Here is an 8,180-nt window from a genome sequence, read left to right on the forward strand (position 1 = left end):
CCAGTCCGCCGGCGGTGTCGAGGTGGGGGAGGGGATTGCTGCCGAGGTCGCGGTAGGAGACGGTGCCTGCGGGGTGGGCGGTGCGCCAGGCGGCGGCGGCGCGGGCGGTGAGCTTGCGGCTGACGGAGCGATCGCCCTGGATGCTCGAGTCGATGTGCAGGAGGTGCGCCACTTTGTTAACCCTTCCTAGTTAGTTGGTGTAACACAGACTATCTATAGCACAGCGATAGATGGCGTGGTCGGGTAGGCTGTGGTGCATGAGTAGCCGGTCTGTCGTCAACCAGCCGGTGCACCGCTCTGGTGCGTTGCTCGACCACCTCGCGCGCCGGATGCGTCTGCGTGCCGAGGCTGTGCTGGCGCCGGTGGGCCTGCGGCCGCGTCATCTCGTGGCGCTCACGGTGTTGCGGGCTCGCCGCGGCAGTACCCAGCAGGCGCTCGCCGCCACCCTGGAGATGGACGGGACGAACATCGTCGGGCTGCTCAACGAGCTCGAGGCCGAGAAGCTGATCGAACGGCGGCGCTCGCCCGAGGATCGGCGGCGGCACGTGGTCGAGCTCACCGACGCCGGCGCGAAGCAGCTCGCGAAGGTTGAGGTCGCGCTCGCGGCGGTCGAGGAGGAGGTGCTCGGCGCACTCGACGAGAGTCAGCGCGAGACGCTCTACAACCTGCTTCTGCAGGCGGCCCGTGGAACGGTGCCGAGCTGCACCGAAGCCATCGACGCCGAGCTCAGCTAGACGATATGGAGGCCCCGGCCCGGGCCTCCGTACCGACTTGTTCACTACCTGCGGGAGATCAGGTCTGCAGCCATGGTCTCCAAGGCACCGGTCGGGATCGCTCGCCGCATGCCTGTCGCCCGGTAGCGGGTTGACTCCTGGACGGCTTGCGTCCCGGCTGGTGCCATCGGCGGGGGTGGCTGAGGAGAGGTCTGCGCGGCCCAAAGTTGGGGTGCCCTCCTCGTCACATGATCTGCGGTTTCTGTCCGAGAGGAGGTTCGGTGTCGAGTAGCACGACGGAGTCGGCCCGGGTCGTGATCGGTATCGACCCGCACAAGGCGTCGTGGACCGCCGCCGCGGTGGGCCCCGGGCTGTAGTCGCTGGCCACGATCCGGAGGCCGGTCAGCCCTCGGGGCACCGCGGCCTGTTCCGGTTCGCCACCCGCGAACCCGGTGCCGTGTGGGTGATCGAGGGTGCCGGCGGGCTGGGCGCGCCGCTGGCCTCCCGGTTGTCCGCCGGCGGGATCGATGCGGTCGACGTGTCCGCGGAACTCGCCGCCCGCGTCCGGGTGTTCTCCACCGGGCACGGCCGCAAGAACGACGACGCCGACGCGATCTCCGTCGCAGTGGCCGCGCTGAGCGCCGCCGGGCTGCGCACCATCGCGGTCGACGAGGCGGTCACCGCGCTGCGCGCCCTGGTCGAACACCGCGACGACGTGGTCACAACCCGCACCCAGACCGTGAACCGGCTCCACGTGCTGCTCACCCAACTGCTGCCCGGCGGGGCGCCGCGCCGGCTCAGTGCCGACGCCGCAGCCCCGCTGCTGCGCACCGTGCGAGCCCGCCGCATCGGGCCGCGCACCCTGCGTGGGGGGGACCCAGTACCGGTGGGGGCCCCGACTGCTCGGTACGCACGGGGCGGAGTACCTGGAGGTCCGTACCGGCGACAGGTCGCTGCTTGCCGTCCTGATGCTGGACCCGGCGTTGCGACGGCACACGAACCTGGTCGCCCCTGCCGTTGCAGCCTGCCGTTTCGCCCTGGAGAACTCGCGAATGCACGCGGACCTGCGAGCCCAGCTCACCGAGCTCCAGGAGTCGCGTCCAGGATCGCCCAGGCCGAGTTGACCGGCCGCCGGAAGATCGAGCGAGACCTGCACGACGGCGCCCAGCAGACGCTGTGGGCTGCGCGGATGAGCCTGGGTGAAGCCCGGCAGAAGACGGCCCCTGGTACGGCCGCGTATGAGGCGATCAGGCAGGCCCAGTCCGATCTCGGCGCAGCGACGGACGAGCTCAGGCGGCTGGCCCGCGGCATCTCGCCGCCGATCCTGACCCAGTCCGGGCTGCGGCCGGCGCTCGAGGGCGTCATCGAACGGCTCGGCGTCAGGGTCACGGGGTCGGTGCTGTCGGACCGCCTGGAGCCGGCCGTCGAGAACACCGCCTACTTCGTCGCCTGCGAGGCGATCACCAATGCGGTCAAGCACGGGGCGTCGCCCAGCTGACCCTCGAGATAGGCCGGACAGACGACACGGTGACCATCCGGGTCGAGGATGCCGGGCCGGGCGGCGCGAAGGCAACGCCCGGATCCGGCCTGGCTGGGATCAGGGACCGGGCCAAGACGATCGGAGGCCGGATGATCGTGGACAGCCCGCAGGGCGCGGGGACCCGGATTCTGGTGACGTTGCCGTGCGGGTAGCGCTGGCGGATGACTCGGGGATCATGCGTACCGGCCTGACACGGTTGCTCGAGGGCGCCGGCGTCGAGGTCCGCTACGCGGCCAAGGACGGGGCCGAGCTCCTGACCTTCATGACGCGGGAGCAGCCGGACGCGGTGGTCGTCGACGTCCGGATGCCCCCGGACTTCACCGAGGAGGGGCTGCAGGTCGCGGAGCAGATCAAGGCCCTCTATCCGCTGGTGGGTGTGCTGGTCCTCTCGACTTACGGGGTCCTGGGCCGGTTCCGCGGGGTCGCGGTGCACCACGCCTGGGCGCCCTATGACACCTACCTCGATGTCGATCACCAGCTCTGCTGTGCCCACGCGCTGCGGGAGTTGGCCGCGGTCGCCGACACCGCGCCGGCGGATGCCGGGTGGTGCTGGGCCACCCAGGCCGGCGGCTGGTGGCGATGCAGAAACTGGTGGCCCAGGCGATCGCCGCCGGCACCGACGCGGCCGTCGACCCCGACGCCCTGCCCGGCCAGGTGCAGCTCTACCGCTCCGCCCAGATCGGCCTGACCAGACCGCGGCGCGCTGCAGTCCGGTGATGCGCACGGTCAAGCCGGGGACGTCGACCCGGACCTTGCGAAGTAAACCGAGATCGCCATTCATGGTTGCAGTGATGTCCATCTCACCGCGTGGGTTCCCGGCGCCAAACGGGTTGTGGCAAAGCGTATGGTGACGGTCCCGTCAGGGCCGACCGTGTAGGTTCCGAGATCGATTCCGGTAGGCTCGAGGGTTACTTTCACAAGTGTTCCGGGCATGAAGTTGTGGCCGGTGGCGGTTTGTTCTCGGCCAAGTTGGATGACCGGTATTCCGACGGTCCCATATGGGGGCCGAGACGTGGTGGTCGTTGTGTCGCTGTCCCCTGCCGCCTGGTTCACCGGCGCTGTGGTGACGGAGGAGGGGCCCCGGGGTGTGGTCGGCGGCGTCGCGGTCGGGGGTGTCGAAATCGTGGGCGTCGTGCCGGGGCATGATGCGCCGGGTTCGACTGGTGTCTTCGCGGTGGGTGACGGGCAGGTGCTTGCCAGGGGCGGCGTGATGGTGCTCGGCGGGGCGGCGGCTGGGCGCACGTGAAGGATCACCGGCGGGGAACTCGCGGACTGTTGGTTGATGGTCGCGGTCGCGCGGAACAGGTGGCCGTCGATGCGTGTGGTGGCCTGGGGTGCGAACTGGGTGCCGCCTGGCGTGTCGATGTCGGTCCACGGCCCGGTCCGCGTGCTCGAGGTCTGCCACCGGATCGTGACAGGGGACCGAGTCGTGACCGAGGCGGTGAAGAGCGCGGTGTTTCCGTCCGGCACGGTCTGCGCAGCGGGTTCGACGGCGACCTCCAGGTGCACCGAGCCGGTCTCGGTGGGGCTCGGCGTGGTGGTGGTGGTGGCACTGCTTGTACCGCTGGCGCCGCCGTCATCGCGCGGCGCGGTGGCGGCGCTGGCCGGGGCCGGCAGCGCGACCATGACCAGCGCCACGGTGAGCAGTCCTGCGGACCGCAGGACCCACCGAGTGCCCATCGGAGCCTGCCGGTGGTTCATGGCCCGGTCCTTCCTTCGCTGCTGGCGGTCATCGTTTCGGTGCCGAAATGGGGGGAATGAGATGTCATGACACCGACGGGCACCTTGATCGATCGTGGCGTCCCGTGATCGACGGGCGATAGCTGACCTGCATCAGACGAGCTGGCGGTTGGCCTTCTGGCGTGAGCGGTGACGGACAACGACCAGAACGGCGACGGTGACCAGGGCGGCCAGGAGCACGCCAATCAAGATGATCCCGAGGTAGTTGTCAACCGACTTCTGCGCGGGGACCGGGGCGGTGGCGCCCGGGTTGGGGGGAAACTGGATGCGGGCCTGGTAGCTCTCCTCGAGCAGCCCGCTCGTGAGGCTGATGTTGGCGTTCCACGGCCCATCGGGCAGTTGCTGGTCGAGCGAGATGCTCACCATCGTGGACTGGCCGGGCGCCAGCGTGCTGACCAATTGCGCGGGGAAGGGGCCGGCGTTGAGTGACCCGGGCCCGTCGGACAGGGACAGGTTCCCGGACATGTCCAGGGCGCGCCCGCCGGTGTTGTGGACCTGGGCGGTCACCACGGGGTGCCCGTCGGGCGCGCGCGCCGCGGTCAGCGAGTCCACGGTGAAGCTGGACGGTGGGGCGTTCCCGGCGCCTACCGACAGATACAGGCGGATCCCGACCCGGTTGACCAGGTTGACCCCGGAGGTGTTGGGGGCGCTGGTTTCGGCCCAGACCGCCCCGTACTGCTCCCCGGGTGGGGCATCCGCGGGCACGGTGACGGTGATGGTGACGGTGGTCTGGGTCCCGGGGGCGATGTCGAGGACGTCCTGGTCGAGCGTCGTCCACGACGACAGATCGTTGGGTGTGTGCCCGGCGGCGCCGATGAACGACCCGTTCTCAATGCTGGCGGCCGCCGGATACATCGAGACGCGCACCGCGGCGGGCGTGGTGTTCGAGACCTCGATGCGGCGGTGGATGACCGATCCCGGTGCCAGGTGGTCCACGATGTACTGCCGGGCACGGGGATCGTCCCGCGCGTCGCTGGGTGCGTCCAGCAACCGCACGCCCACGCCTCCGGTGGCGGCCTCGCTTGACAGCGGCGACGCCAGACCAGCGGCGGCCGCCGTCCCGGTGGCCGCGGTGAGGGCGGCGGCCGCCAGCACGGCGGCAAGCACGAAACTACGCATGATGACTTCCGCCGCCGTCTGCTGCGCTTGTCAGATGACGGAGTGCGTCACGACGGCGTTGTAGGTGCCGGCCTGCGCGCCCGCCGGCACGACGACAGCGAGGGCCGGATTCCACACCGCACTGTTGGCCCCGACGACCGCGGTGGCGGTCTGCACCGTCTTGGCGGTGGTCAGGTCGATCGCCGGCGTGGCAGCGACCAGAGCGACGCCGGTCACGGTGGCGACCGGAGGAACGTAGCTGATCGCCGAGGCCGGGACGGCCGTCGCGCCGGTGAAGGCCGTGGAGGCGACCGAAGCGACCCACCCCAGGACGCCGCCGCGACCGTCGGTCACGGTGACGTTGCCGAGCGGGCTAGTGATCGTTTCGGGGGCCGCGGTGGGCGCCTTGGTGCCCAGGCTGACGGGCCCCACCGGGGCGCTGATCGCGAGCCCCCCTCCGACGATCTGGAAGGTGGTGCCGGTGTCGGCCGCGGACGCCGGGCCGGCGGAGAGAAGCAGGAGGGCGCCGGCGACGACCGGGGCGACGATAATGATCTTTCGCATGGTGGTTCCTAACGGAGCCAAGAGAACCGGGAGAACCTCCCGCGGGCGAAACGCCACAGGCGTCTCATTGGCGTATCGCCACTAGCCCGATCGTTGTAACACTGCTGCGTCCGTTCGCGCGGGTTGTCCCCGAGACCGGCTTCCCGGCGGTGGCTCAAGGCCAACGTGTTTGCACAGGCCAGGGGGCCGCAGTGTCGAAAGCGCTGGGTAGTAGAAGATCAACTAGATTCACCCCTATGCTGGGAGGCACCGGCGCTACCAGCCGCGAGAGTGGGCCGCTAAAGGGCTCAAGTCGATCTTCTGGGCCGGCGTGGCTGTCGACGTCAGACCTCCGCAGTAGACCCAGGACGTGCGCTGGCCTCTCGCCCCCACACGGCCGAGCCAGCGGCACCTGGGATGACCAATCGGAGGTCGGTTGGCCCGCCGCGCCGGCTCCACTGCGACGGTGCGCAAGGCGACAGCTCCCAGCTCGCGAGCATGAGGCCTACCACGAGCAGCACGTCAGTGCCGAGGACGAACAAGCCTACCAGACGTGGTCTCTCGTCCCGGGCGCGGCAGTTAGCGCTGGTCGGCCCGGGTCTTGGCGTGACCGGCGCGGCCGGGCCGGGAGCGCCGGCCGGCGAATGCCCACAACGTGCGCCGGTGCCAGCGCCGTCCCTCAATGTCGTCGGGGTCGGGGAAGTAGCCCACGTTGCGGGCGAGATAGCTGGTGATCGTCCGCGGGCTGGCGTAGCCCAGGATCCGGGCGGCTTCCTCGGCGTCGACCAACTCGTCCGGCTCGCCGCTGCGATCGACCGGGGTGAGCGTGGCCTTCTTCGCCGCCTTCCGCTCCTGCGCCCAGGCCATCGCCTCGGCCTCGGCCTCGGCCCAGTACAGCCGCCGGCCCTCGCGGTGCACCGCCTCCGGGTGCCCGCTGGTCTCCCGTGCGGCGTACAGGTCGGCCAGAGTCTGCTCGCGCATGTTCAGCCGGCGGGCGACCTCGGCGCGGCTGATCAGCGCTCGGCCGGCGACCACCTTCTGCCGTGGCTCGGCGTCGCGGGCGATCTTGGCGAGCGCCCGCCGGTGCCGGTCGATCGGCCCCGGTGCGGTCCCTACGCTGGTGCGGGTGCCGACCCCTGATCACCGTGGCCACCCGACCGGTGGGCTGCACCTGTACTTCCTTCCGCGCCCCGGTGGGCGAAGTTCCGCAACACCGCCGGGACCCTGGGCTGGCGGGTCGGGTGGTGGCCACCGGCCCAGGGGGTCAGAGCCCGGCGGCCTCGGGGGCGAGCACGACCATGACCCCGAAGCCGAAGCCACCCACCGTGACCACGCCATCGTCGAGCAGGTCATCGCCGACCTGAAGAACTCCGCGCTCGCGCACCTGCCCTCGGGACACTTCGGCGCGAACAACGCCTGGCTGGTCTGCGCCGCGATCGCGCACAACCTCACCCGCGCCGCCGGCGCGCTGGCCGGCGCACTGCACGCCCGGGCCCGCACAGCCACCCTGCGCTCCCGCCTGATCAACGTCGCCGCCCGGATCGCCCGCTCCGCGGGCCGGCTCGTGCTGCACCTACCGCTGGCCTGGACCTGGCAGCCCGGGCTCGACCCACTGTTCCGCCGCGCATCGAGCCGTTGTGGGGCGTCGCCGCGGTGGCTCCACCACGTCGCTTCGGTGTGGACGGACAGCAGCTGTCATGAAGCGGGCTACGGAGTCCACGGAGACGACAGCGGGGACCGCACCAGTGGTTCGCTTCGACGCCGTGGCCGCCGACGACCACCTGATCGACGTACTGGCAGTGTCAGCGCTGAATGACGATCCACTCGTCGATGACGGCGTCGGAGGCGGCCTGGTCCGGCTGCTCATGGAGATGCGCAGGCAGGGGCACGTCATGGCGGACGCAGACGACGACGGCGACACCCGTACTGCGCAGTGACCAGGAGCTGACGATGCACGGGAAGCGCCGCGACGCCAACTCGCCATTTTGGTGTGGGGTCGACGAGTGGACGATCCGACGGCCGAGCAGCGCGGCGACGGTGGCAACCCCAGGGGTGGGTCGGGGAGAACTCCGGGCGTTCGTCGGACCCGATCAGGGTGGCGAACTCGACCCACAGCGGTTCGATCAGGGATGCTGGCAGCAGGGGCACGGACCCTCCGGGTGATCATCAGGACTTCAGCAATCCCATGATCACTTGGGGTTCGTGCCCCTACCTGCAACGCCACGCCGACGGCCTCATTTGCCGGACGCTCTGAGCGACTTTGGTTCAGACGTCCTTCGCTGTGCTGGCGATCCCGAGCTTGATGAGAGTGAGATGCTTCTATGACTGTCAAGGAGCGATCGGGCGTGGCTGGGTGGCCGTGAGGAGTCGGAAGAGTTCGCGGCTGATGTAGCGTTTGAGGACGCGGATGGTCTCGCGTCGGGTGGAGCCCTCGGCGGTGCGGCGGGCGAGGTAGTCGCGGGTGCGTGGGTCGTGGCCGAGTCGGGTCAGGGCGACGGTGTAGAGGGCGCGGTTGAGCCGGCGATCGCCGCCGCGGTTGAGCCGGT

The 8,180-nt window shown here is 70.3% G+C and carries 8 protein-coding genes and 5 pseudogenes; 6 read left to right on the forward strand and 7 right to left on the reverse strand.

Annotated elements, in window-relative coordinates; genetic code table 11:
• Positions 1-172, reverse strand: a 172-nt coding sequence (locus tag JWP64_RS06010; RefSeq protein ID WP_297493325.1) for an NAD(P)H-dependent oxidoreductase, incomplete at its 3' end; no start/stop codon positions are given.
• 85 nt (positions 173-257) lie between these two features.
• On the opposite strand from JWP64_RS06010, the gene JWP64_RS06015 reads away from it, so the two are divergent.
• The 4 genes and pseudogenes from JWP64_RS06015 to JWP64_RS06030 form a co-directional block, all read left to right on the forward strand.
• Positions 258-734 carry a MarR family winged helix-turn-helix transcriptional regulator gene (locus JWP64_RS06015; protein ID WP_297493328.1) on the forward strand — a complete coding sequence of 159 codons (477 nt, stop codon included), beginning with the start codon at positions 258-260 and terminating at the stop codon, positions 732-734.
• A 322-nt stretch (positions 735-1,056) separates the two neighbouring features.
• Complete coding sequence (locus JWP64_RS06020; RefSeq protein WP_366889472.1) at positions 1,057-2,211, forward strand: transposase; 1,155 nt, start codon at positions 1,057-1,059, stop codon at positions 2,209-2,211.
• A 217-nt stretch (positions 2,212-2,428) separates the two neighbouring features.
• A pseudogene (locus tag JWP64_RS06025) lies at positions 2,429-2,593 on the forward strand (DNA-binding response regulator); the annotation flags it as partial.
• A gap of 57 nt (positions 2,594-2,650) precedes the next feature.
• A pseudogene (locus JWP64_RS06030) lies at positions 2,651-2,761 on the forward strand (transposase); the annotation flags it as partial.
• Between the two features lie 269 nt (positions 2,762-3,030).
• Here JWP64_RS06030 and JWP64_RS06035 read toward each other — a convergent pair.
• The 4 genes from JWP64_RS06035 to JWP64_RS06050 all read right to left on the reverse strand — a co-directional run bounded on the left by JWP64_RS06035 (position 3,031) and on the right by JWP64_RS06050 (position 6,669).
• Positions 3,031-3,954: a hypothetical protein gene (locus JWP64_RS06035; protein ID WP_297493313.1), complete on the reverse strand. Its 924-nt coding sequence runs from the start codon at positions 3,952-3,954 to the stop codon at positions 3,031-3,033.
• Between the two features lie 132 nt (positions 3,955-4,086).
• Entirely contained in the window at positions 4,087-5,112 is a 1,026-nt protein-coding gene (locus JWP64_RS06040) for a hypothetical protein (RefSeq protein WP_297493316.1), read from the reverse strand.
• A 30-nt stretch (positions 5,113-5,142) separates the two neighbouring features.
• Positions 5,143-5,712, reverse strand: coding sequence for a hypothetical protein (locus tag JWP64_RS06045; RefSeq protein WP_297493319.1), 570 nt, complete (start codon positions 5,710-5,712; stop codon positions 5,143-5,145).
• A gap of 501 nt (positions 5,713-6,213) precedes the next feature.
• Positions 6,214-6,669 (reverse strand): hypothetical protein, encoded by a 456-nt coding sequence (locus JWP64_RS06050; RefSeq protein ID WP_297493322.1) that lies wholly within the window; start codon positions 6,667-6,669, stop codon positions 6,214-6,216.
• 274 nt (positions 6,670-6,943) lie between these two features.
• On the opposite strand from JWP64_RS06050, the pseudogene JWP64_RS06055 reads away from it, so the two are divergent.
• Positions 6,944-7,231: pseudogene (locus tag JWP64_RS06055) on the forward strand (transposase); the annotation flags it as partial.
• A gap of 148 nt (positions 7,232-7,379) precedes the next feature.
• Positions 7,380-7,571 carry a hypothetical protein gene (locus JWP64_RS06060; protein WP_297493331.1) on the forward strand — a complete coding sequence of 64 codons (192 nt, stop codon included), beginning with the start codon at positions 7,380-7,382 and terminating at the stop codon, positions 7,569-7,571.
• A 91-nt stretch (positions 7,572-7,662) separates the two neighbouring features.
• On the opposite strand, the pseudogene JWP64_RS06065 reads toward JWP64_RS06060, so the two are convergent.
• Together JWP64_RS06065 and JWP64_RS06070 are read right to left on the reverse strand one after the other, a co-directional pair.
• A pseudogene (locus tag JWP64_RS06065) lies at positions 7,663-7,782 on the reverse strand (IS5/IS1182 family transposase); the annotation flags it as partial.
• A 180-nt stretch (positions 7,783-7,962) separates the two neighbouring features.
• Positions 7,963-8,180: pseudogene (locus JWP64_RS06070) on the reverse strand (IS110 family transposase); the annotation flags it as partial.

The organism is Pseudonocardia sp. (genome assembly GCF_025465255.1).
Classification (GTDB): domain Bacteria; phylum Actinomycetota; class Actinomycetes; order Mycobacteriales; family Pseudonocardiaceae; genus Pseudonocardia.